At 71.7% G+C, this 20,729-nt stretch carries 21 protein-coding genes and 2 pseudogenes; 15 read left to right on the top strand and 8 right to left on the bottom strand.

The genetic code is table 11. The features are described from left to right. Nucleotides 1–146: 146 nt before the first annotated feature. Nucleotides 147–950, bottom strand: a complete 804-nt coding sequence (locus ACIQRL_RS18030) for an alpha/beta fold hydrolase (RefSeq protein ID WP_401332290.1) — start codon at nucleotides 948–950, stop codon at nucleotides 147–149. Nucleotides 951–1,072: 122 nt separating this feature from the next. Then, the gene (locus tag ACIQRL_RS18025) at nucleotides 1,073–1,867 is read right to left on the bottom strand and encodes a putative protein N(5)-glutamine methyltransferase (RefSeq protein WP_401332288.1); all 795 of its coding nucleotides are present in this window, start codon (nucleotides 1,865–1,867) and stop codon (nucleotides 1,073–1,075) included. Nucleotides 1,868–2,232: 365 nt separating this feature from the next. Between ACIQRL_RS18025 and ACIQRL_RS18020 the strand changes: the two genes are divergently transcribed. After that, nucleotides 2,233–2,742, top strand: a complete 510-nt coding sequence (locus tag ACIQRL_RS18020) for a MarR family winged helix-turn-helix transcriptional regulator (RefSeq protein WP_401332426.1) — start codon at nucleotides 2,233–2,235, stop codon at nucleotides 2,740–2,742. Between the two features lie 108 nt (nucleotides 2,743–2,850). Here ACIQRL_RS18020 and ACIQRL_RS18015 read toward each other — a convergent pair whose 3' ends face one another. Further along, nucleotides 2,851–3,621 (bottom strand): GNAT family N-acetyltransferase, encoded by a 771-nt coding sequence (locus ACIQRL_RS18015; RefSeq protein WP_401332424.1) that lies wholly within the window; start codon nucleotides 3,619–3,621, stop codon nucleotides 2,851–2,853. Between the two features lie 318 nt (nucleotides 3,622–3,939). Between ACIQRL_RS18015 and ACIQRL_RS18010 the strand changes: the two genes are divergently transcribed. Both ACIQRL_RS18010 and ACIQRL_RS18005 read left to right on the top strand, forming a co-directional pair. Then, nucleotides 3,940–4,545 (top strand): sulfite oxidase-like oxidoreductase, encoded by a 606-nt coding sequence (locus ACIQRL_RS18010; protein WP_401332286.1) that lies wholly within the window; start codon nucleotides 3,940–3,942, stop codon nucleotides 4,543–4,545. An 88-nt stretch (nucleotides 4,546–4,633) separates the two neighbouring features. Further along, nucleotides 4,634–5,389, top strand: a complete 756-nt coding sequence (locus ACIQRL_RS18005) for a ferredoxin reductase (protein ID WP_401332285.1) — start codon at nucleotides 4,634–4,636, stop codon at nucleotides 5,387–5,389. Between the two features lie 306 nt (nucleotides 5,390–5,695). Here ACIQRL_RS18005 and ACIQRL_RS18000 read toward each other — a convergent pair whose 3' ends face one another. Next, nucleotides 5,696–6,610: a universal stress protein gene (locus ACIQRL_RS18000; RefSeq protein ID WP_401332283.1), complete on the bottom strand. Its 915-nt coding sequence runs from the start codon at nucleotides 6,608–6,610 to the stop codon at nucleotides 5,696–5,698. Between the two features lie 508 nt (nucleotides 6,611–7,118). On the opposite strand from ACIQRL_RS18000, the gene ACIQRL_RS17995 reads away from it, so the two are divergent. The 10 genes from ACIQRL_RS17995 to ACIQRL_RS17950 all read left to right on the top strand — a co-directional run bounded on the left by ACIQRL_RS17995 (nucleotide 7,119) and on the right by ACIQRL_RS17950 (nucleotide 14,599). Further along, nucleotides 7,119–7,703, top strand: coding sequence for a hypothetical protein (locus ACIQRL_RS17995; RefSeq protein ID WP_401332281.1), 585 nt, complete (start codon nucleotides 7,119–7,121; stop codon nucleotides 7,701–7,703). A gap of 210 nt (nucleotides 7,704–7,913) precedes the next feature. Further along, nucleotides 7,914–8,879: an acetylxylan esterase gene (locus ACIQRL_RS17990; protein ID WP_401332279.1), complete on the top strand. Its 966-nt coding sequence runs from the start codon at nucleotides 7,914–7,916 to the stop codon at nucleotides 8,877–8,879. A gap of 8 nt (nucleotides 8,880–8,887) precedes the next feature. Then, a complete protein-coding gene (locus ACIQRL_RS17985) occupies nucleotides 8,888–9,289 on the top strand; it encodes a nuclear transport factor 2 family protein (RefSeq protein WP_401332278.1) in 402 nt (133 codons plus the stop codon). Nucleotides 9,290–9,603: 314 nt separating this feature from the next. Further along, nucleotides 9,604–9,990: a hypothetical protein gene (locus ACIQRL_RS17980; protein WP_401332276.1), complete on the top strand. Its 387-nt coding sequence runs from the start codon at nucleotides 9,604–9,606 to the stop codon at nucleotides 9,988–9,990. 163 nt (nucleotides 9,991–10,153) lie between these two features. Continuing rightward, nucleotides 10,154–10,714, top strand: a complete 561-nt coding sequence (locus ACIQRL_RS17975; protein ID WP_401332274.1) for a DUF6817 domain-containing protein — start codon at nucleotides 10,154–10,156, stop codon at nucleotides 10,712–10,714. Between the two features lie 184 nt (nucleotides 10,715–10,898). Further along, on the top strand, nucleotides 10,899–11,372 hold the full coding sequence (locus ACIQRL_RS17970) for an SRPBCC domain-containing protein (RefSeq protein ID WP_401332273.1): 474 nt from the start codon (nucleotides 10,899–10,901) through the stop codon (nucleotides 11,370–11,372). Then, nucleotides 11,369–11,707 (top strand): ArsR/SmtB family transcription factor, encoded by a 339-nt coding sequence (locus ACIQRL_RS17965; protein ID WP_401332271.1) that lies wholly within the window; start codon nucleotides 11,369–11,371, stop codon nucleotides 11,705–11,707. Before ACIQRL_RS17970 ends, ACIQRL_RS17965 begins: the two co-directional genes overlap by 4 nt. A 95-nt stretch (nucleotides 11,708–11,802) precedes the next feature. Then, on the top strand, nucleotides 11,803–12,615 hold the full coding sequence (locus tag ACIQRL_RS17960) for an SDR family NAD(P)-dependent oxidoreductase (RefSeq protein ID WP_401332269.1): 813 nt from the start codon (nucleotides 11,803–11,805) through the stop codon (nucleotides 12,613–12,615). A 7-nt stretch (nucleotides 12,616–12,622) separates the two neighbouring features. Beyond that, nucleotides 12,623–13,399, top strand: a complete 777-nt coding sequence (locus ACIQRL_RS17955; RefSeq protein ID WP_401332267.1) for an isocitrate lyase/phosphoenolpyruvate mutase family protein — start codon at nucleotides 12,623–12,625, stop codon at nucleotides 13,397–13,399. A gap of 474 nt (nucleotides 13,400–13,873) precedes the next feature. Then, nucleotides 13,874–14,599: a GntR family transcriptional regulator gene (locus ACIQRL_RS17950; RefSeq protein WP_401332265.1), complete on the top strand. Its 726-nt coding sequence runs from the start codon at nucleotides 13,874–13,876 to the stop codon at nucleotides 14,597–14,599. A 357-nt stretch (nucleotides 14,600–14,956) separates the two neighbouring features. On the opposite strand, the pseudogene ACIQRL_RS17945 reads toward ACIQRL_RS17950, so the two are convergent. Both ACIQRL_RS17945 and ACIQRL_RS17940 read right to left on the bottom strand, forming a co-directional pair. Continuing rightward, nucleotides 14,957–15,403 (bottom strand): annotated as a pseudogene (locus ACIQRL_RS17945) (class I SAM-dependent methyltransferase); the annotation flags it as partial. A 363-nt stretch (nucleotides 15,404–15,766) separates the two neighbouring features. Next, nucleotides 15,767–16,072 (bottom strand): annotated as a pseudogene (locus ACIQRL_RS17940) (methyltransferase domain-containing protein); the annotation flags it as partial. Nucleotides 16,073–16,232: 160 nt separating this feature from the next. Between ACIQRL_RS17940 and ACIQRL_RS17935 the strand changes: the two are divergent. Beyond that, nucleotides 16,233–17,837, top strand: a complete 1,605-nt coding sequence (locus tag ACIQRL_RS17935) for an alpha-amylase family glycosyl hydrolase (protein WP_401332263.1) — start codon at nucleotides 16,233–16,235, stop codon at nucleotides 17,835–17,837. Between the two features lie 575 nt (nucleotides 17,838–18,412). On the opposite strand, the gene ACIQRL_RS17930 is transcribed toward ACIQRL_RS17935, so the two are convergent. Then, nucleotides 18,413–18,697, bottom strand: a complete 285-nt coding sequence (locus ACIQRL_RS17930; protein WP_401332262.1) for a hypothetical protein — start codon at nucleotides 18,695–18,697, stop codon at nucleotides 18,413–18,415. A gap of 74 nt (nucleotides 18,698–18,771) precedes the next feature. Here ACIQRL_RS17930 and ACIQRL_RS17925 point away from each other — a divergent pair, with 74 nt between their 5' ends. After that, nucleotides 18,772–19,101, top strand: coding sequence for a hypothetical protein (locus ACIQRL_RS17925; protein ID WP_401332260.1), 330 nt, complete (start codon nucleotides 18,772–18,774; stop codon nucleotides 19,099–19,101). A 752-nt stretch (nucleotides 19,102–19,853) separates the two neighbouring features. On the opposite strand, the gene ACIQRL_RS17920 is transcribed toward ACIQRL_RS17925, so the two are convergent. Continuing rightward, nucleotides 19,854–20,678 carry a hypothetical protein gene (locus ACIQRL_RS17920; RefSeq protein WP_401332258.1) on the bottom strand — a complete coding sequence of 275 codons (825 nt, stop codon included), beginning with the start codon at nucleotides 20,676–20,678 and terminating at the stop codon, nucleotides 19,854–19,856. Nucleotides 20,679–20,729 lie beyond the last annotated feature (51 nt).

Here is a 20,729-nt window from a genome sequence, read left to right as displayed (position 1 = left end):
CCGTGCACGGTGTCGTACGTCTGTTGTAGACGACGGGCGAGCCATTGTGCAACTAGTTGCACAATGAGGAGGATCACTCGGCGCGGAGCGGGCGGATCACTCGGCGCGGGGCCGAGAGATCAATCGCCGCGGGGTCGGGCGAAGGCTCAGTCGAGTGTCACCTGGGCCACGAGTTCGGCCACCGCCACGGGCTGGTCGACCATCACCAGGTGGCCCGCGTCGGGGATCGAGACCATGGTCACGTTGGGACTGGCCTGAAGTCCGGCCCTCTCCTCCGCCGACAGACCGACGTCGTCGTGATCGCCCCGTACGACCCAGGCGGGCACCCCCGAGTCACGGAGCCGGGCGACCAGGGCCCCGTACCGGTCCAGATAGTCGAAGTAGTGCCGGATCACCTGGCGGCAGAACGCCGGATCGTTCTTCTCGAACTCGGCGGTCAGCGCTTCGCGGCGAGCCGGTGGCAGATTGCTCACCATGACCCGGGGCGTCAGCTTGAGCAGGCCCGCCCAGGCCAGCATCCCGACGCCCGGTACCCGCCCGAGGCTGTTGGCGATCGCGAGCGCCTTGTCCTCGTCGGACGCCGAGAACGCCGGGGAGAGCAGGACGACGGGGCCGGCGAAGTGTCCACCGGCCCCCATCTCCAGGGCGACATTGGCACCGATGCTGTGGCCGACCACGACGTCACAGCCCCGCTCGGCTGCCAGGGCGCCCGCGAGCGCCGCGTAGCTCTCCATGGAGAGATCGTGCGGAGGCGTGGTGCCCGCGTGTCCCGGAAGGGTCGCGGCCACCAGCCGCACCGGCGCGGAGGCGAGCGGCGGCGCGGCCATCAGGTCGTCGTAGAACGCGGTACTGCACATCCCGCCGGGCAGCAGCAGCACCCTGGCGACCGCGTCGGCGGGCCCCGACTCCTTGATGTCCCACGCGTCGAACTTCTCGGGGGCACTGCTCACGTCCGGGCCTCCCTCTGGCAACTGCGGTCAGCCAGAGTGTGGCGCGCGGGGCGGGACAATCGGCCGATCCAGGTCCGAACGCGGCATGTCGGCCGCGCCGGACCGCCGGGTCAGGCCTGCGTTCAGGGCTTCACGCCGATCACCACGTTGGCGTACCTCTCCTCCGAGACGGCCAGTCGCGCGATCAGTCCGGCACGGGCGAAGGCCTCGACGGCCGTGGGGGCCTGGCGCTCGCTCGTCTCGACGAGGAGGCAGCCGCCGCGGGCCAGCCAGGGCGGCGCCTCGGCGGCGACCCGGCGCACGAGGTCGAGTCCGTCGGTGCCGCCGTCGAGGGCGACCAGGGGCTCGTGGTCGCGGGCCTCCGACGGCAGCAGGCCGACCTCGTCGGTCGGGACGTACGGCACGTTGGCGGCCAGGACGTCGACGCGGCCGCGCAGGGTGACGGGCAGCGCCGCGAAGAGGTCCCCCTCGTGGACCTGGCCGGCGAACGGCGCGACATTGCGTCGGGCGCAGGCCACCGCGGCCGGGTCGATGTCGGCAGCGTGCAGTTCGGGGCCGCCGAGGGACGCGGCCAGCGCCGCGCCGACCGCGCCCGAGCCGCAGCACAGGTCCACCACGACGGACGCGCCGCGCGCGAGCGCGACGGCCTGCTCGACGAGGAACTCGGTACGGCGGCGCGGCACGAAGACGCCGGGGTCGAGGCTGATGCGCAGTCCGTGGAACTCGGCCCAGCCGAGGACGTGTTCGAGGGGCAGTCCCGCGACGCGACGGGCCACCATCGCGGCGGCCTCGTCCGGGGTGCGGGCGGCGGAGAGGATCAACTCCGCCTCGTCCTCGGCGAAGACACAGCCTGCGGAGCGGAGCGCGGCGACCATGTGGTCTGCCGCGCCAGGGACATCAGGAGAGAGAGGAGGCATGAAGCCGAGGGCCTTTCGACGAACCGAAGGGCGCTCCCACGGTCACCTGGTGACGGTGACCGCGTTGCCTGGAGAGGAGAGCACCCGACCTGACACAGCGGTAATGGGTCTCACCTCCTCGGCAACTCATCGGCCGAGACGGTCCTCGGCCGGGACGGCCACCTTAACAGGAGCGATCAGCCGACGAGTGCGATCCGGTGGACATCGCTTCCCCTTGGGATGACCTGCGCAACTCTCTCCACATCGCCCCCGAGTTGTACTATGCAACCAGAGCAATGCCGGGAGGTCCCGTGATGACAGCCGAAGAGTCGAGCGGTGACGTTCTCGCCGCCGGGACACCGGCCGAGGGCGCGCGGATCGACGGGATGCCCCCTACCGGGGTGACGGCCACCGGGGTGGCCGACGCCGTGACGGCCGATGCGGCCGTGGAGATCATCCAGCGGGAGATGACCGTGTTCGCCCGGCGGGCCCGCGCCTCGGCGGGGCGCATGCATCCCGAGCTGTCCCTGGTCTCGTACACCCTGCTCGGTCATCTGGAGGAGGTCGGCGGCTGCCGTGCCACTGATCTCGCCGCGCACTACGCGCTGGACAAGTCCACGGTGAGCCGTCAGGTGGCGGCACTGGAGCGGGCCGGGCTGATCGAGCGGCGGATGGACCCCGAGGACCACCGTGTCCAGGTACTGCATCTGACGGCGGCCGGCACGGAGATGCTCGCCCAGGTGACCCGCAGCCGCCGGGTGGCGTTCCGCGAACGGCTCACGGGCTGGCCGGAGGAGGACCTCGCCCGCTTCGCCTTGTATCTGCTGCGCTACAACGCCACGTCCACGGCCGCAGAGAAGGCGGGCGCGCGGCCGCCGACATCGCCGGGGGACTGATCCCGGGCGTCCGTCCCCGCGGTCTCCCGAAGCTCAGCGGCCCGGTGACGTCGTCCGGCGGCGTGCTGCCGTACGACGTCGTGATGTGTCGTACGACGGCGCGCGAAGTCAGCTCACGCCCACGGCCCGGCCGTCACCCAGGTGCTCCGGGACCCGCGCGGCCATGAAGCGGGTCCTGCGGCGCAGCCGGAAGCCCAGCGACTCGTAGAGCCGGATGGCGCCGGTGTTGCCGGCGGCGGTGTGCAGGAAGGGGGTCTCGCCGCGTTCACGGATGCCGTGCGCGACGGCCAGGATCAGGCGTGAGGCAAGGCCCTCGCCCCGGTGGTCGGGGTCGGTGCAGACCGCGCTGATCTCGGTCCAGCCCGGTGGATGGAGCCGTTCGCCCGCCATGGCGATCAGGGCGCCGTTCCGTCGGATCCCGAGGTACGTGCCGAGTTCGACGGTGCGCGACAGGAAGGGTCCGGGCCGGGTGCGCTCCACCAGGTCCAGCATCTCCGGCACGTCCGCGGTGCCGAGCCGCACCGCCTCGGGGTCGGGCGCGGCGGCGAGGCCGTCGTCGACGAGCTGGACGCCGTCGAGGCTGAAGATCACCTCCCAGCCGTCCGGGGTGCGTCCGCCGAAACCGGCCAGCGGCGCCTCTCCCCCGGGCCCCACCAGGGCCGCCAGATCCGCCCAGTCACCGGCGTCGGGATCGTCGGGCAGCGCCAGCCACGGGGACACGTCCACCGGGTAGCGCAGGACGCGACCACGCCGCTCGGCGAAGTGGGCGTGGGGCCCGGTGAGGGACCCGAGGGCCGGGTTGTCCAGGGGGTGACGGCCAGGAGGGTTCCCCTCTTCCTCCGGACCCCCGGACCCAGTGGAGACGTACGCCTCGGCCATCTGCTCCCTCACTCTCCCTCACTCGCCTTCGCTGTCGTCACCCTGGCCACGGCCCGGCTCACCGGCTGTACATGTACGGGCCATCGGACTCGACTCCAGGAGCAAGGAAGATCGGGGCCCGGCTATTCCCGGGCGCCGGGAGAGTTCATACGTCCGCAATGATCAGCGCACCGGCACCGGCTGGGAGCACGGTCCGCTTCCCCGTACGGTTGAATGGTTGAGCACTGGCGCGTGCCCGGGACACCGACCCGCGCGTTCGCGCCGATCACGCTCGATCCGCGGGCCGCAGTCCCCGGCGGTCCTGGAGGCACCACCCGTATGAACGTCACGCGAGGCTTCACCGGGCGCCCGCGCGCCCACAACGCCGGACTGCCGCCCGGCCAGTACGACGCGGGCGACGACTGGCCCGTCCTGTCCGCCGAGGTCACCCCGGAGCTGGCGCCCGCCGACTGGACCCTGCGGATCGACGGCCTGGTGGCCGAGCCGCGCACCTGGGACTGGGAGCAGGCGCACGCGTTGCCCGCCTCGGCGTACGAGGGCGACATCCACTGCGTGACGAGCTGGTCGAAGTTCGGGGTGCGGTTCGGGGGTGTGTCCCTGGACGCCTTCCTCGACGCCGTACGACCGGACGCGGCCGCCACTCACGCGGTCGCGTACGCCCACACCGGGTACACCGCGAACCTCCCGCTGGCCGACCTCACCGGCGGTCGCGCCTGGATCGTGTGGGACTACGACGGCGAACCGCTGCCGGCCGAACACGGCGGCCCGGCGCGGCTGGTCGTGCCCCATCTGTACTTCTGGAAGAGCGCCAAGTGGATCGCGGGCATCCGGATCCTCGACCACGACGAGCCGGGCTTCTGGGAGCAGAACGGCTACCACGCCCGCGGCAACCCCTGGGAAGAGCAGCGCTACTCCGGTGACTGAGACCATGAACGGGACCACTGAGACCCGTAGGACCCCTGCGACCCCTGGGACCCCTGGGACCCCTGGGACCCCTGGGACCCCTGGGACCATGATCGGGACGTTCGTACCGCCTACACGGTTCGCCGTGCCCGGACGCATCGCCGTGAACACCCGGACGGCCACCACCTGGCAGACCGCCACGCTGACCGAGATCCGCCGTGAGACCCCCCAGGCGGCGACCTTCCGATTCGACGTGCCCGCCTGGGAGGGCCATCTGCCCGGCCAGCATCTGATGCTGCGGCTCACCGCCGGGGACGGATATGTGGCGCAGCGCCACTACTCCATCGCCTCCTCGCCCGACGACAGCGGTCACATCGAACTGACCCTGGACCATGTCGACGGCGGTGAGGTCTCCGGCTGGTTCCACACCGTGGCCAGGACCGGTGACTCCGTCGAGGTCCGCGGTCCGCTCAGCGGCTTCTTCGCCTGGCCCGGGGACCGGCCCGCGCTGCTCGTCGGCGCCGGCTCCGGTGTCGTACCGCTGATGTCGATGCTGCGGCACCACCGCGCGCGGACCCTGGACGTTCCGCTGCGCCTGCTCGTCTCCGCGCGGAGCCCCGAGGAACTCATCTACGCACGGGAGTACGGCGACGAGACCACCGCCGTGTTCACGCGCAGCGCCCCGGACGGTGTGCGCGTCGGACGTATGGCCCCCCGACATGTGGCGCCGCTCCTGGCCGAGCAGCCGCCCGGTGGATGGGAGGCCTACATCTGCGGTTCCAACGGATTCGCCGAGCACGCCTCGCGACTGCTGGTGGAGGCGGGACAACCGGTGGACCGGATTCGGATCGAGCGGTTCGGGTAGGACCTGTCCGGCCGATCGGGTCGCAGGAAGGCGACGGTGCCGTATCAGTACCGGTGAGCGGGGTCTGGTGCGTGCAGCTGCAAGGCGGAGGAGGGCGTCGACGCGATGGGGTCCCCCCGCTCGATCGAAGCCGAGAGCGGGGGAGTCGGCAACCGACGACAACGCCGCTGGGGGTCCCCCTGCTCGAAGAGCTCGGCGGAGTGCGTGCCAGACCCCGCGTCTGCGGCATGAGCGGCCGGACAGGTCATCGACGTCGCCCTCCGTCGTGTCGGGCCCGGATTCCGCCGGAAAGCTGCCGGAGTGGGGTCAGCCGTGCGGCACCACGACGACCGGGCACGTCACCTGCCGGATGAGGGTCCGTGCGACGCGGCCCAGACGCTCGCCCGCGGGACGGCCGACGATGAGAAGACCCGCGCCGGTGGACGCCTTCAGCAGAAGGTCTCCGGGGTGACCGCGGACGACCTGTTCCGAGACCGGGGTGTCCGGGAACTTGTGGCGCCAGGGCCGTAGCGTGCCGGTCAGGGCACGCTGTCGGCCGGCCTCCTGATCGTCCGCGTCGCCGAGCGACGGCACGGTGGCCGACGGGACGGCGGACGCGCCGCGCTCGTGTCCGGATCGGGTCCAGGCGTGCACCACGAGGAGTGGTGCCGAGCGGACGGCGGCGGTGTCGAAGGCGTAACCGATCAGGTCCTCGGCGGGATGCTCCAGGTCGAGGCCGAGGACCACCGGACGGTAGGGCGCGGCGCTCGGTGGTGTGCCGCCAGGGGTGAATGCCCTTTCGTCCTCGGGGAGTTCACCCGCGCGGACGAGGACGACCGGGCAGGCGGCACGGGCCGCGACGGTCAGGGCGACGGAGCCGGCCAGGAAGCCGGCCGCCGCGATGTGGCCGGTGTGGCCGCGGGTGCCGACGACGAGTGTCCCGGACTCGGCGGCGGCCCCGAGCAGCGCGGGCACCGCGGGCGTCTCGGTGTCGCGCGCGACGATGTCCAACGCCGGGTGGGCGTAGGACAGTTGGATCGCCGCCCGGTCGAGCGCCGACCTGGCGCACCCGGCGGCCACGTCGACGTCCGGAACGCGCGCGGCGACGCGGTGCCGGGTGCCCGCCTGCAGGAGACGCAGCGGCAGACGACGCCGTCCGGCCTCGCGGGCCGCCCAGTCGGCGGCGTCCAGACTGGCGCGCGAGCCGTCGATTCCTGCGGTGATGGTGGAGCCGGTGTTCATGACCGATGCCTTTCGTGGTTTGGACGGCTGATGCGCGACGCCGGTTGATGCGTGATGCCGGTGTCGAGGAACGGGTACGCGCCCCGGACCGCTTTTGCGCGCGCCGTCGCGGCGGATTTCGGCCGACGGACGTGTCCGGCGGGTGTATGCGGCCGGTGGCGGGGCAGTCGGGGTGCGCCCGGGTGTCGCGGGCGGAGACCACCGGTGCTTCGCCATCGGCGCTCCCGATCGCCGACGCGGTGGTGCCCGGGTTCCACGGCGGGCGGGGATCAGTCGTACGGCGCGGAAGTCCGCGCGGACCGGCGCCGGAACGCCGGCGCGCGCGGTAGGCGCGGGCGAGGTGAACCGGTGGCGTACGGCACGCGGGGCGCGGCGAACCGGTCGCGGCCCGCATGCCGGACGCGCCGAACGGCTCGCGTACGGCGGGCAGTTCGACGTCCGGAGCCGTGAGGCGCCGGTCGCCGGGGCGTCCGGGCGCCGACGCGGCGCGCGGCAGGGAGGAGGGGACATGCGAACCCGGGTGCACGGCTGGCGTTGGCGCCGCAATCCGCTGCGACGCCGCTCCGATGTCGTCGAGGCATGGTGGGCGCTGGCGGTCGGCGTTCTCCTGTCCGTCGGGGCGCCGCTCGCGGGGGCGGGAGCGGCGTGGTGGACGTACGACGGCGCGCGGGAGCAGGCGGCGGCGCAGCGTGCCGCCCAGCACCATGTCCGTGCGGTGCTCGTGAAGGACTCACCGCCGGCGGTGCCGACGACGCCCGGCAACGGCCTGCGTTCCTTCCCCGTGCCGGTCCGCTGGACGGGGTCCGACGGGATTGCGCGGACCGGCCTGGTCCGCGTGCCGGCGGGTCTGCGGCGGGGTACGCGCCTCTACGTATGGACCGATGCCCGGGGAGGGATCGTGCGTCCGCCGTCGAACGCTTCGGTGATCCGGCAACACACGCTGGCCATGGGCGTGTTCACCACGACGGGCGCCCTCTTCGCCGTCTTCCTCGCGCACCTCTGCGTACGCCGGGCCCTGGCGCGCCGCCGACTGGCCCAGTGGGAGTGTGACTGGGCGCGGACCGAACCGGAGTGGACCCGGCGGACGGCCTGAGGGGCGTGCCGTGAGCCGGGGCCCCCGCGAGGGAGTCCGTGAGCCAGGACCCCGCGAGGGAGAACGAAGGGGCCGGACGACTGCCCGGAGAGGGAGCGGGCCGCCGGTCGGCGCCGAGAATGTCTTCGCCTCGGCGCGGCCGTGACGGGCCGCCGACGGCGGACGTACCGTGTGATCATCCGCGCCTCCGTTGCCGAAAGGTGGTCCTTGATGGCCCTGTTCGACCTCCCTCTCGACGAACTCCGCACCTACCGCAGCGCGTCCACCGAACCCGAGGACTTCGACTCCTTCTGGGACAAGACGCTCCAGGAAGCCCACGAGTACGACCTCTCCCCCACCTTCGAGCCGGTCGAGATCCCGCTGAAGACCGTCGCGGTCCACGACGTCACGTTCGCCGGGTTCGGCGGGCATCCGATCAAGGGCTGGCTGACCGTGCCGGCTTGGGCGAACTCACCGCTGCCGACGGTCGTCGAGTTCATCGGGTACGGCGGCGGGCGCGGGCTGCCGCACACGCATCTGCTGTGGGCCTCGGCCGGCTTCGCGCACTTCGTGATGGACACGCGCGGCCAGGCGAGTGCCTGGGGCGGCGGCGAGACGCCTGACCCGGTGGGCAGCGCGCCCGCGTTCCCCGGGTTCATGACGCGGGGGATCGAGGACCCCGAAAACTACTACTACCGGCGGCTGTTCACGGACGCGGTGCGCGCCGTGGAGGCGGCCCGTTCGCATCCCCTGGTCGACGCGGCGCGGGTCGCGGCGCTCGGCGGGAGCCAGGGCGGCGGCATCACCATCGCGGTGGGCGGTCTGGTGCCCGACCTGGCGGCGATCGCCCCCGATGTGCCGTTCCTGTGCGACTTCCCGCGCGCCACGGTGCTCACGGACCGCACCCCCTACCGGGAGATCGGCAACTACCTCAAGACCCACCGCGGCCGCACCGAGCAGGTGCGGCGCACCCTCTCCTACTTCGACGGGGTGCACTTCGCCGCGCGCGGCCGGGCTCCCGCCCTGTTCTCGGCGGCGCTGGAGGACCAGACCTGCCCGCCGTCGACGGTCTTCGCGGCCTTCAACGCCTGGGCGGGCGAGGAGAAGGAGATCGAGGTGTACGACTTCAACGACCATGAGGGCGGCGGCCCCTACCAGCAGGCCGCGCAGCTGCGCTGGCTGCCCGCCCGCGTCTGAGGCCCGCGATGGACACGACCACCGCGGCGCGACGCTTCGTACGGGTGTGGGAGCGGGCCTGGGCGGACCATGACGTCGAGGCGATCCTGGAGCTGTACTCGGACACGTGCGTCCACCGCTCCATGCCGTTCCGGGAGCCCCATCGCGGCCGGGACGAGCTCGCCGCGTACCTCCGCTGGTCCTTCGCGTCCGAGACCACGAGCGACGTCCGCTTCTCCGAACCCCTGATCGGCCAGGACGGCCGCGCGGCCGCCGAGTTCCGCGTCCTGGCGGAGGAGGACGGCCGCCCGTCGACACTCGCGGGCTGCGTCTTCGTCCGCTTCGACGCGGCGGGACGCGCGGTGGAGACCCGCGACTACTGGCACAGCACCTCGGCGCACGCGCCCTCCCTCCCCTGGGAGGATGGCTGACATGGGGATCATTCCGGGACTCGGCGTCGACACGGTCAGCATCGGTGACCGGCGTTCGCGGGTCGAGGAGCGCATCGGTCCCCCGTACCGCCCCTGCGGACAGCGGGGCGTCCACGCCGGCACCCCCACGCTGGTGATCACCGTGCTCACCAGCCCCTTCCTGAATCAAGCCATCACCTACGTGGGCGCCAAGTGCCGGGCGAGCAGCTTCACTTGGCGCGCGCCGCGTCCGGCCGTCTTCGCCCTGAGAAGACATGACCGACGATCACGGCGTGCGGGCATCATCGGAGCCCGACGTTGGAGGCGTGACGCCCATGAGACTGATATCCGACCCCCGGTACGGCGAGGTGGATCTCTCCGCATCGGCGGAAGAACTGACGTGGTTGGCACGCGCGGTGGCTCAAGGTGAGGGGCTGCTCAGGTCCACCTCCTCGTCGGACGGCGGCGCCCTGGCCGGGGTCGAGGTCGAAGGGACGCCCGGCCCCGGCGTTCTGATCCGCCGGGACGCGGAGCGCCAGATCCTTGTGATCAGCGGTGACGCTGCCGGAAGGGCAGTTCTCGCCGCGAATCTGCGGGAAATGACCGAAGCGGAGGACGGCGGTCACCTCCACATCGACCACTTCCCCGGGCACGACTACCTCGCCGAAGGATCACTGCCCTTGGTGGTCAACAGCCCGCACGGAGGCATGCCGACCCGGTGAGCTGAAGGTTGGCCGCCGCCATCGGTGCTCGTGGGCGACCGGGAGGTTGCCGCGCTCGCCGTCCCCGCACGCCCGGCAAGCACCCGCTCGGGCGTCAGGGCACATACGGCACCGCCCGGACCCGGACGGATGCCGGCCTCATGAGACGGAAGGACACCGCCCTGTGCCTGCTTCTCCTGCCCCTGCCGACGAGGCCATCGCGCTCCTGCGCACACTCGGTGCTGCGGACATCGCCCATCCCGGCGGCACTCTCGTCGCGCACCTCCAGCGCGTCCAGGGCCAACTCGCCGCATGGGGCGCTCGCCCCGCCCTCCAGGTCGCCGGCCTGTGCCACGCGTTCTACGGTACGGACGGCTTCCCTACCGCCTTGCTGTCTCCGGACAGCCGCGCCGAACTCGCCGAGGTGATCGGCGCCGAGGCTGAAGCCATCGTGTATCTCTACGCGTCGTGTGACCGCGGGGCCACGTATCCGAAGCTCGCGCTTCCCGACGGAGCCTTCCGGAATCGGTTCACAGGCCAACTCCACACTCCTGAGCCGCACCTTCGCCGGGACTTCGCCGAGCTGTCCGCCGCCAACGAACTCGACCTTGCCCGCATCGACCCCGTCTTCCGGGAGAAATGGGGAGCCGAACTCCTGGCTCTGTTCACACGATTCCGGCCCCTGCTGAGCCGACCCGCCTGGTCCGACTGCCGCGCGGTGCTCGCCGCGACTCCGCGGGACTGAGCCGGCTCCTCGCCGTCGGCCGGGAACACCTGCGGACCAGGCCGGCCAACGGCAGGCAGCGGGGGCAGACGCGGATGAGTTCGCCACCACTCCCACCAGCCGTCCTCCGGGCCGAGCCGCCACGACCATTACGCAACACAAGGTTGCGGATCACCAGGGTCGCCACTATCGTTATACGCAACCGATGGTTGCTTATTGGAGGCCCGTGGTGGAGTTCGGGAAGCTGGAGCGCGAGATCCGCATCGATGCTGCGCCGGAGATCGTTTTCGATGTGGTGAGCCGCCCCGAGCACATCCGGATGTGGTGGTCCGATGACGCCTCGTTCGAGTCCGCGCCGGGCGCCGTCGGCGAACTGGTGTGGGGCGACCGCGCCGCGGTCGAGGCGATCACGGTGATGCACGTGGATCCGCCCCACACGTTCGCGTTCCGCTGGGTCGCCCCTCAAGGTGAGCGCCCCGACGCGGACAACTCCCTCCTCGTCACCATCGAGCTCGAACCCTCCGGCGACGGCACGATCCTGCGCCTGACCGAGAGCGGCTGGCGGGAGAAGGGCTGGGAAGCGGCCGTACTCGAGGAGGCCTTCCACGACCACGAGCGCGGCTGGGACCTGTTCCTGCCCCGGCTGCGGAGCTACGCCCCTTCGGTGGTGGCGCAATGACCGTGGCCTTCGACGACGAACTCTGGTCGGCGATCGGCGACCCGGTCAGGCGCCGCCTGCTCGACCTCCTGCTCACGGAAGGAGTCGGTACGCCGACCGGCCTGAGCGATCGTCTCCCGATCTCACGCCAAGCGGTCACCAAACACCTGGGCGTCCTGGACCGCGCAGGGCTCGTGCACGCGACACCGCTGGGCCGCGAGCGGCGCTACGAGGTCGACGAGGCGCAGCTCGCCCGCGCCGTCCGGCAACTCAATGAAGTGGGCAGGAGCTGGGATGCGCGGCTGAACCGCATCAAGCGCATCGCGGAACAGATCCAGCGCCAGAAGAACGGCTGACCGACAGACCGGCGGAACAGATCCCTGGCGGCCTCCTCGACCGATGCCGGTGCCGCCGTATTCGTTCGGAAGAGTCATTCACCTTTGGAGGAGACATGAGTGGATTGCTGCTCGACGACAAGAACGCCGTGGTCTACGGAGGCGGAGGCGCTATCGGCGGCGCCGTCGCACGGGTGTTCGCCCGGGAAGGCGCGAAAGTCTTCATCGCCGGACGGACGCAGGCGAAGCTCGACGCCGTGGCGCGGGATATCGCCGCCATGGGCGGAACGGTGGAGACCGCTCAGGTCGACGTACTCGATCAGCAGGCGGTCGAGAAGCACGCCGCCGAGATCGCGGCGACGGCCGGCGGCATCGACATCGCCCTCAACGCCGTGAGTGTCCCGCACGACCAGGGAACTCTGCTGGCGGACCTCTCGCTGGAGGAGTTCATGCGGCCGGTCGACGGGTTTCTGCGGACCCTGTTCATCACCAGCAAGGCCGTGGCCCAGCACATGGGTCACGAGCGTCCTGGCGTCATCCTGACGTTGTCCGAGCCGGGGTCCAAACTGGCCGCGGGCGGCATCCTGGGGCACAGCGTGAGCGCGGCCGGCAAGGAGGCCTTCTCACGGGTCCTGGCCGCTGAGCTGGCGCCCGGCAACATCCGGGTCGTCTGCATCCGGCCACACGCTGTCGTCGATGCGCCGGCAGCGGGTTCGTACACCAAGGACCTCTTCACGCCGGCCGCCGCGGCGGCCGGGCAGTCGGTCCAGGAGATGCTCGAAGGCGGCGGAATGGTGCAGGGCACGCTGTTGAAGAGGCTGCCCACCCTCTCCGAAGTCGCGGAGACGGCCGCGTTCCTGGCTTCGGACCGAGCCGGAGCGATGACGGGAACGATCGCCAATCTGTCCGCCGGCGCACTTGTCGACTGAGGCGATCATGTCCACTCGGACCGAGACCGATACGGCCGACAAGGCCAGGTTGCTTCGTTCCCTGCACGTCCCGGGCGCTCCGCTGGTGCTGCCGAACGCCTGGGACGTGGGCAGCGCCCGCACGGTCGTCGACGCGGGCTTCCCGGTGGTCGCGACCGCGAGCAACGCGATCGCCGCCGCTCTGGGCTACGACGACGGCGAGGGCGCCCCCGGCGAGGAGATGATGTTCGTCGCCCGACGCATCGCGGCCTCTGTCGACGCGCCCGTCACCGTCGACGCCGAGGCCGGCTACGGAATGGCGCCGGAGGAACTGGTCGAACTGCTGACCGGGATCGGAGTCGCCGGCTGCAACATCGAGGACAGTGATCACGCCAACGGCGGCCTGATCGACGTCGATGTCCGCGCCGGCTACATCGCGCGGATGCGCGCGGCCGCCGACCGCATCGGGGTGCCGCTCGTCATCAACGCCCGGATCGACTCGTTCTTCCCCACCTCGCCGGTGGCCGAGAACCAGAAGCGCGCCGACGCGATCGGCAGGGCCGAGGCGTACTGGTCGGCCGGTGCCGATTGCGTGTTCCCGCCCGGAGCCGGGCCTGACGACCTCCGGGCCGTCGTCGCCGAGGTCGGCGCGCCGGTGAACGCCGGTCTTCCGCTGAAACAAGGATCGCTCGCCGAACTGCGTGCGATCGGCGTGGCCCGGGTCTCCGTCGGACCCCAGTTGTACCGCGGCGCGCTCGACCACCTGCACTCCGATCTCCGGGCTCTCGTCGAGGCACGGAAGTAGCGGGACCGCTCGTCCGTCACGAGCCGGGGCGCGACGCGGCCCGTCCGCTCGCCTGGCCCGAGACGGTGATGTTCATCAGATGACACCAACACCGTCACCAACGCGGTACGTTGCCTTCGCCCGGGTCCCCTCCGGCGCGAGCGGGCGGGTCAACAGCCCGTACGCGCGCGGTCCGAGGGGTTTCGGACACGGCGGCTTCGGCGGGTCTCGCGATCTCCTGGGCCCGGAAGCGGGATGTCGCCGGGGTGCGCGATGAGCCGCGCGGACCCGCGCATCGCAGTCGACCCAAGGGAGTCGGCGTTCGTCGGCGCCCTGGGTCGCGGGCTCACCGAACGCCCCTGGCCGACCAGGGGCGCGGACTGAAATCGGCCGAAGTATCCGGGCGCTCTTTCCTGGTGGTTTAGACCAATGCTAGATGTGGTGGCGCACTGAGCCCACGCGGCTACGTTTTGTCACCACGCAGGAGGCGCGGACATGGCCCGCACCACCCATCCGTCCGACCACGAACCGCTCTACGCACGGCTCGCCGCGCAACTGCTCGGCGAGCTGCGCGACGGGAGCATCCCGCCCGGCGAACGCCTGCCAGGAGAAAGAGAGTTGGCCACCCGATTCGGCGTCAGCCGGGAGACCGTACGGCAGGCGTTGCAGCTGCTGCGGCGCGACGGCCAGGTCTCCACCGACCGGCGTGGCAGCCATGCGACGCTGTCCGGCACCGGCGCCGAGCACGTCCCGTCCCTCGACTTCCCCGTCGGCGCGCACACCGGCGAACCCGACGGATGCCGGCGGGCCACCGTGACCTGGGAGGCTCCCCCACCGGATCACGCCGAGGCCCTCGGACTCGCCCCGCTGCGGGCGACGTTGGTCCACCGCTACGAGTCCGCCGCCGCCGACGGCAGCGGGCTGCGCTCGGCCGTGACGTCCTTCTCCGCGATCGCGGTGACCGAGGTCGAGGAGCTCGCCCGCTACCGCGACCGCGCGGACGGCCACGCCTCGGCGCAGCTGTCACGCGCCTACGACTGGATGCGCAAGGCGGGACTGACCCTGCATCACCGGGACGCGATCACCCGGCTTTCGCAGTCGGTGCGGGTCACCCGGCGCGTGCACGACCAGTACGACCGGCCGCTGGAGATCACCGACCTGACCGTGGACGCCCAACAGGACGCGCTGGTCTACGAGTTCACGCTTCCGGCGGCCGAGTGAGTTCCCGCGGCCGGGGACAGGGGTGGGAGCGACGGGAGAGGCGGAGGCCGTTGCGGGGCCGCCCAGCCGTCCGGAGCGGGAGCGCGGTCATCTGACCGATCCCGGAAGGGCTGTTCGCGTCTGAGGGCTGTCCCGCCATGACCTCAAACGACGTACGACGGATCGAGCGGGCCGATGCCACGGCCCGCGTACCGGTCGTCTTCGTCCACGGTCCGTGGCTGCTGCTCGCGTTCATCCGCACCTGACGGGCGAGCGCCCGCGCGGATGCCGGATGCCGGTCCCACCCCCTCCTCGGCGCGTCCGGCGAGAGGGCGTGGACCGGCGTCCACCCCGGGCGCGAGAGCCCGGGCCTGCCCGTCAGGCGACCCCGGTGGGCCCTCCGGAGGTGTCCACACGCGTGGCCACGACCATCCGGGCCCGCGGGCTGCCGTCCCGTCGGCGGCCGAACTCGGTCAGTGGGTGGAGCTCGGTCCGGAATCCGGCCCGCGCCAGCTCCCGCCGTACGTCGCCGAGCCGGAACGCGCGGTAGTACATGACGAAGGTCGGCCGCCGGACGGCGTTGCGCACCCGCATCACCGTGTCGAAGCCCAGCAGGGCCCAGTACCAGGGCGAGCTGGGCCGCGGCGGAGCCGTGACCGGGAACGCGAAGCGTCCGCCGGGGCGCAGCACGGCGTGGACCCCGGCGAACAGGCCGGGCAGCTCGCTCGGCAGGAAGTGCCCGAAGGCGCCGAAGCTCACCACCAGGTCGAACGCGGGCCCGAAGGGAAGAGCCCGGGCATCTCCACGCACCCAGGCGACCGACGGTGCCCCCTCGCCGGACCCCGTCGCCGGGAAGGGGGACCCGCCGTCGCACCTCGCCGCCGTGGACGGTGCCCCCTCGTCGCCTGTCACGTCCGGGGAGGGCGACGCGGCGTCGCGCCTCCCGGCCGGGGACGGTGACCCGGCGCCCGACCCGGCCGAGGACGGCGACCCGCCATCGCGCCTCCCGGCCGGGGACGGTGACCCGCAGGTGCCCGTCCCGGCCGAGGACCCCAACCCGCCGTCGCGCGTCCCGTCGAGGGAAGGTGACCCGCCATCGCCGGTCGCGACCCGGGACAGTGACCCATCGGCCCATACCCCGGCAGGGGACGGTGCCCCGCCGTCGCGCGCCGCTGCCGGCGTCGGTGCGCCGATGGCGCCGAGCCGGGCGCGTCCGACCGTCAGCATGCCCGTACTGATGTCGACGCCGGTGACGCTCTCCCGGCAGAGGTCCCGCAGGACCTCCATGCCCGCGCCGGTGCCGCAGCACAGGTCGAGTCCCGCGCCGAACGGTCCCCTCGGCGCGAGGGCCCGCCCCACCGCTTCGAGGATCGCGTCCGGGGTCCGGAACGGCGTGTGGTCGAACTTGGGCGCGAGCAGGTCGTAGCCGTGCTCGATCGACGAGAGGGCCTGCACGGCCAGTTCGCGGAGCGTGGGACCCTGCGGGGTGAACATCTCGCCGAGCTTAGGGGCTGTTGCGCGGATCGGGTCGCAGGATACGGAGGATGCCTGCCCGGCCGGGGTGACTCCCGCGGCGGTGACATCGGTCGAACGACAGCCGAACGGCGGCCCGTGGGGCAGCGGGCTCCGGGGGCGCTGATCTATCGTCCCGACCATGACCTCGTTCCGCCCCGCCCCCGACTGGCTGGCCGACGCCGTCTTCTACCAGATCTACCCGCAGTCGTTCGCCGACTCGAACGGCGACGGCATCGGCGACTTCGACGGAATCGCCGAGCGCCTCGGCCACCTCGCGTGGCTGGGCGTCAACACCGTGTGGCTCAACCCGTGTTTCGTGTCCCCGTTCGGCGACGCCGGATACGACGTCGCCGACTACCTGGACGTCGCACCCCGCTACGGCTCGTCCGACGACCTCGCCCGCCTCGTCGACGCGGCGGGCCGCCACGGCATCCGCGTGCTCCTCGACCTCGTCGCGGGTCACACGTCCGACCAACACCCCTGGTTCCGGGCCGCGATGGACGATCCGGCCGACGACCGGTACATCTGGGCGCCCGAGGGCGCCCCGGACGGCTTCGTCCCCTCCCCCGGAACACGCCCAGGGGCGTATCTGCCGAACTTCTTCGCGTTCCAGCCGGCTCTCAACTTCGGTTACGGGCGCACCGATCCGGCCGAGCCCTGGCGCCTGCCGGTCGACGCGGAGGGCCCGCGCGCCAACCGCGCCGCACTGCGCGCGGTCATCGACCACTGGCTCGGCCTCGGGCTGTCCGGCTTCCGCGTGGACATGGCCGCCTCGCTCGTGAAGGACGACCCGGACAAGAGGGAAACGGCCGCGATCTGGACGGAGTTGCGGCACTGGCTGGACCGCGCGCATCCGGACGCCGTGCTGCTCTCGGAGTGGGGTGAACCCGAAGTGTCCGTCCCCGCCGGGTTCCACGCGGACTTCTTCCTCCAGTTCGGCGGTCCCACCGACGGGCTCGCCCTGCGCTCGCTCTGGAGCAACGGCGAGGGCACGGTCAACGAGGCCTGGGACCCGCTCGACTGCTTCTTCGACGCCGAGGGCCGCGGCTCCCCGCTCCCCTTCGTGGAAGCCTGGCGCAACGCGGTCTCCGCGCTCGGCGAGGACGGGTTCGTCGCGCTCCCGACCGCCAACCACGACTTCTCCCGCCTCAACTGCGGCCCCCGTAAGGCCGATCAGCTGCCCGTCGCCTTCGCCTTCCAGCTGACCTGGCCGACCCTTCCGGCGATCTACTACGGCGACGAGATCGGCATGCGCTTCGTTCCGGGACTGCCCGGGAAGGAGGGCAGCGTGCTGGGACCGCGCTACAACCGCGCGGGTTCCCGTACCCCGATGCAGTGGGACGACAGCCCCAACGCCGGTTTCTCCAGCGCCCCCGCCGATCGTCTGTACCTCCCGCTCGACCCGTCCCCGGACCGCCCGACGGTCGCCGCCCAACAGGCCGACGACACCTCGCTCCTGCATCTCGTACGACGCCTCGTCGCGTTGCGCTCCGGCACCCCGGAGCTGGGGCCGGGCGGCTCGGTCGAGGTGGTGCACGCCGGATATCCGTTCGTCTACGTGCGGGGCGGCCGGTATCTCGTCGCGGTCAACCCACGCCGGGAACCGGCGAGTTGCCGCCACGACGGCGCCGCGGGCGCCCGCTTCCTGGAGGCCGCCGGCATCCGGATCGACGCCGACACCGTGTACACCGAGGGATTCGGTTACGGCGTCTTCGAGCTCGTCGGGCGACGGGCGGGACACTGAGCACGGGCAGGGTCAGCTCCCCAGGCGAAGGCCGGCAGCCAGACGTCCGGCGCTCCCGGGACCGCCTCCGTGTGGGGGGCGGGCCGCGCGGGGCCCGCGTCCTTCGGTCGTGCACGGCGCGCGAGCAGCAGGCGAAGCGCTCTCCTGCTTCGCGACTTGGGGACTTCGGCGGTCATGGAACCCTCCTGGGACGTCGGGTGGCTGCTGCCGACTCCCGACGACCATCGGGAGGTTCCTCAACCCCACCGACGAAGGGACCCTCGTCAGAACGTTGCCCCGGGTTTCCCCGAACACCCCTTCCTTTCCTCTTCTGTGCAGGTCAGCAGGTGTGGTGCTATCCCGTCGGCGTTGATCATTCACGGGGTTTCACCGTCCTTCCGGACCCAGATCGGGCCCGGAGAAGCCCCGCCGGGGGCCTGTCCCGGCTCCAGCGGGCGGGCTTCCGGCTGAAACGCCGGACGCGGAAGCACCTCCAACGCAGACCCCTTGCGCCGCAAGAGGCCCTACCCCCTCCAGGGGCAGGGCCTCTTGCGGCCGTCTTATTGGCCCTCGTCGGGTCGCTAAGGAAAGGCCGGCTAGTCCGCGGAGGCGACGGCGTCGGCGTGCCGGGCCTCCATCGCGGCGATCACCCGCTGCCGAGCCACCCGCCGGGCCAGCTTGAGCCTTCCGTCGGCCAGCAGGAGGGGCGCGTACCAGATCCAGCCCCACACGCTGTACGAGACAGTCCCGCTCAGTACCAGCGCTCTGTTGGTGGCGAGGACGAGCACGAACGTGGCGACGTATGCGGCCACCCGATGACGGACCATGAGCCGGAGCGGGGCCCGCCACGGACCGGCCAGCAACTCCAGCGCGGCCGGCACCTCGGCGGCCCTCAGGTCCTCGGGATGCGCGGGCGCCTGCCCACCCCGCTCCAGCGCTTCTGGGGAATGTGCCGGTGAGTTGGTGGAGCCCTGATCAGGTCAGGGAGGCGCTGGACGGGGCGGTCGCTTACCCGGACGGCGTTCCCGCCCTGGCTGCCGTGACCGTGCACGGGCGCACCGGGCCCCAGGTCGAATGGGACGGCATCCCGTTGATCGGCCGGAAGGTCTCCGAGGTCGACGCAGAGGTGATCCGACACATCGAGGAGCACGGCCTGGGCTGGCTGGTCCACTGCGACGGCGGTCCGGGACCGGAGGAGCTCAACATGTCCGTGCGAGCCGCCCGAGCCGGAGACACCGTCGTCAGCGGGGCCCGTTTCTTCGCACCGGACTGGGAGAACCACTGACACCGCACGGCTGGCTGCCTGGCCCCTTGAGGTGAGCCTCTCGCGGCAAAGCCCGCACGCGGCGGCGCATGTTGCCCGGCCTCACGGCGTCGGCACGGTAGAGGGGTCAGGGAGGCAACCCGCCTCCCACATGCACCCTTCACCGGCAAGGCAGGCGCCGTGTCACACGGCACCGATCTCGGCTTTCCCATGATCAGTTGCCCCCACCTGCAACCCTGCCGAGGCCGTCGGCGCCCCCTCGTCTGCCGCTTCCCTGCCCGCCCGCCCGCCGGCTGACTGCCGGGCGGGGGGGCCGGGGCCTTCATCGCGTAGGCGAGGAAGGCGAGGTCGGCAGTGGTCCGGGAACCGGTCCGGTGACCCGCTCCGGTGCTTTCGGCCGGGGCGGTGATGGTACGCGGCATCGGTCGGCCGGCCTGTCGCCGCCGCCTTCGACAACGGCGAGCAGCCGTCGTAGCCGGACTGCAGGTGGCTGAGAAGCCTCTCCAGACGGGCCGTCAGGTTCTTGTGACGCCATAGTTCACGGATCCGCTCGACAGGCAGCTCGCGCCAGTTGCCGCCGAGAGCGCCGGCGTCCGCCCGATCCGCACGGCACTCGACGATCTTCGCTCCAGGCCGTAGGCATACCGAGACCGACGACCGTTTGCTTGCGGGAACGCCTGTCGATCCGGGCGAGCTCATCCTCAGCGCCGGCGAGACCGGCGCGCAGTCCTTCGGCTTCGCCGGGCAGCAATAAGGTCGACCGAATGGCCCATTTACCGGTCGTTGGTGAACTGCGGGTCCTTCTCCTGGTTGTAGACCTCCTCACCGGCTGCGTTGTAGGCATGGACGTAGGGACTCGGGCCCGCATAGTGCGAGCCGGGGTTGTCGACGGAGAGAGCCGCCGCGTAGACGAACGCGCCGCCTGCCATGACAGCCGGGTACTGCTTCGGATTATCGCCGTAGCTGATGGCGATCTTGGCAATGTCGGATGTGTAATGCCCGGCGCCCAACATGAGATATCGCCCCTTGCCGGTGGCCTCGCTAATGGAGTCGAAATACTCGATCGTACGACCGGTGCCCCACAGGCGATTGTTGATGAACGTGGGCGGGGAATCCTGACTGTTGCCCTTGTCGCCCTTCGACTGGCATTGCACGTACTGATCGGCGGAGTTGACGGCGACGACCACACCGTCCCCGTCCCGCGAGGCGACGGGAGCGCGGGCCGCGACCACCGCGTGGTAGCTCGAGGCATCCGAGCCCAGGCAGGAGGCCAGGATCTTGGCGACGGTCCCCGCGTCGATCGGGCTCGTCGTCCCGCTGGTGACGGCGAACGCGTCCGGGGTGGAAGTCGTGCGAGTCGACGACGGCGCCGACCCGGCTCCGGCCGACGTGGAGCCACGCGTTGTGATCGGACTCGGTGGCGCGGCGACGCTCGTCGGGTTTCCGGCAGGACCGGCGAGCAGCGGCTTGGCATCCCCTACCCCGCTGAAGGCGGCCACGGCCGCGACGCTCACCGCCGCGACGCCGGTGGCAACACCCAGCGGCACTCCCCACCTGCGTCGCAGCGAAGCACGGTTGTCCTCTGGACCGATCTTCATCAGTAGCTCCTCTCGGGTCCGCCGGTGGTTCGGCAGATCACGATCGGAAGG

The sequence above is a fragment of the Streptomyces sp. NPDC091209 genome (genome assembly GCF_044757755.1).
Lineage (GTDB): Bacteria > Actinomycetota > Actinomycetes > Streptomycetales > Streptomycetaceae > Streptomyces.
The sequence above is the reverse complement of the archived record's forward strand: the minus strand, read 5'-3'. Positions and strand labels throughout refer to the sequence as shown.

Excerpts from the sequence above, each read along its gene's own strand:
- ACIQRL_RS18025 (WP_401332288.1), bottom strand. The coding sequence starts at position 1,867 with ATGCCTCCTCTCTCTCCTGATGTCCCTGGCGCGGCAGACCACATGGTC.
- ACIQRL_RS18020 (WP_401332426.1), top strand. The coding sequence starts at position 2,233 with ATGCCCCCTACCGGGGTGACGGCCACCGGGGTGGCCGACGCCGTGACG.
- ACIQRL_RS18015 (WP_401332424.1), bottom strand. The coding sequence starts at position 3,621 with ATGGCCGAGGCGTACGTCTCCACTGGGTCCGGGGGTCCGGAGGAAGAG.
- ACIQRL_RS18010 (WP_401332286.1), top strand. The coding sequence starts at position 3,940 with ATGAACGTCACGCGAGGCTTCACCGGGCGCCCGCGCGCCCACAACGCC.
- ACIQRL_RS18005 (WP_401332285.1), top strand. The coding sequence starts at position 4,634 with ATGATCGGGACGTTCGTACCGCCTACACGGTTCGCCGTGCCCGGACGC.
- ACIQRL_RS18000 (WP_401332283.1), bottom strand. The coding sequence starts at position 6,610 with ATGAACACCGGCTCCACCATCACCGCAGGAATCGACGGCTCGCGCGCC.
- ACIQRL_RS17995 (WP_401332281.1), top strand. The coding sequence starts at position 7,119 with ATGCGAACCCGGGTGCACGGCTGGCGTTGGCGCCGCAATCCGCTGCGA.
- ACIQRL_RS17990 (WP_401332279.1), top strand. The coding sequence starts at position 7,914 with ATGGCCCTGTTCGACCTCCCTCTCGACGAACTCCGCACCTACCGCAGC.
- ACIQRL_RS17985 (WP_401332278.1), top strand. The coding sequence starts at position 8,888 with ATGGACACGACCACCGCGGCGCGACGCTTCGTACGGGTGTGGGAGCGG.
- ACIQRL_RS17980 (WP_401332276.1), top strand. The coding sequence starts at position 9,604 with ATGAGACTGATATCCGACCCCCGGTACGGCGAGGTGGATCTCTCCGCA.
- ACIQRL_RS17970 (WP_401332273.1), top strand. The coding sequence starts at position 10,899 with ATGGTTGCTTATTGGAGGCCCGTGGTGGAGTTCGGGAAGCTGGAGCGC.
- ACIQRL_RS17965 (WP_401332271.1), top strand. The coding sequence starts at position 11,369 with ATGACCGTGGCCTTCGACGACGAACTCTGGTCGGCGATCGGCGACCCG.
- ACIQRL_RS17960 (WP_401332269.1), top strand. The coding sequence starts at position 11,803 with ATGAGTGGATTGCTGCTCGACGACAAGAACGCCGTGGTCTACGGAGGC.
- ACIQRL_RS17955 (WP_401332267.1), top strand. The coding sequence starts at position 12,623 with ATGTCCACTCGGACCGAGACCGATACGGCCGACAAGGCCAGGTTGCTT.
- ACIQRL_RS17950 (WP_401332265.1), top strand. The coding sequence starts at position 13,874 with ATGGCCCGCACCACCCATCCGTCCGACCACGAACCGCTCTACGCACGG.
- ACIQRL_RS17935 (WP_401332263.1), top strand. The coding sequence starts at position 16,233 with ATGACCTCGTTCCGCCCCGCCCCCGACTGGCTGGCCGACGCCGTCTTC.
- ACIQRL_RS17920 (WP_401332258.1), bottom strand. The coding sequence starts at position 20,678 with ATGAAGATCGGTCCAGAGGACAACCGTGCTTCGCTGCGACGCAGGTGG.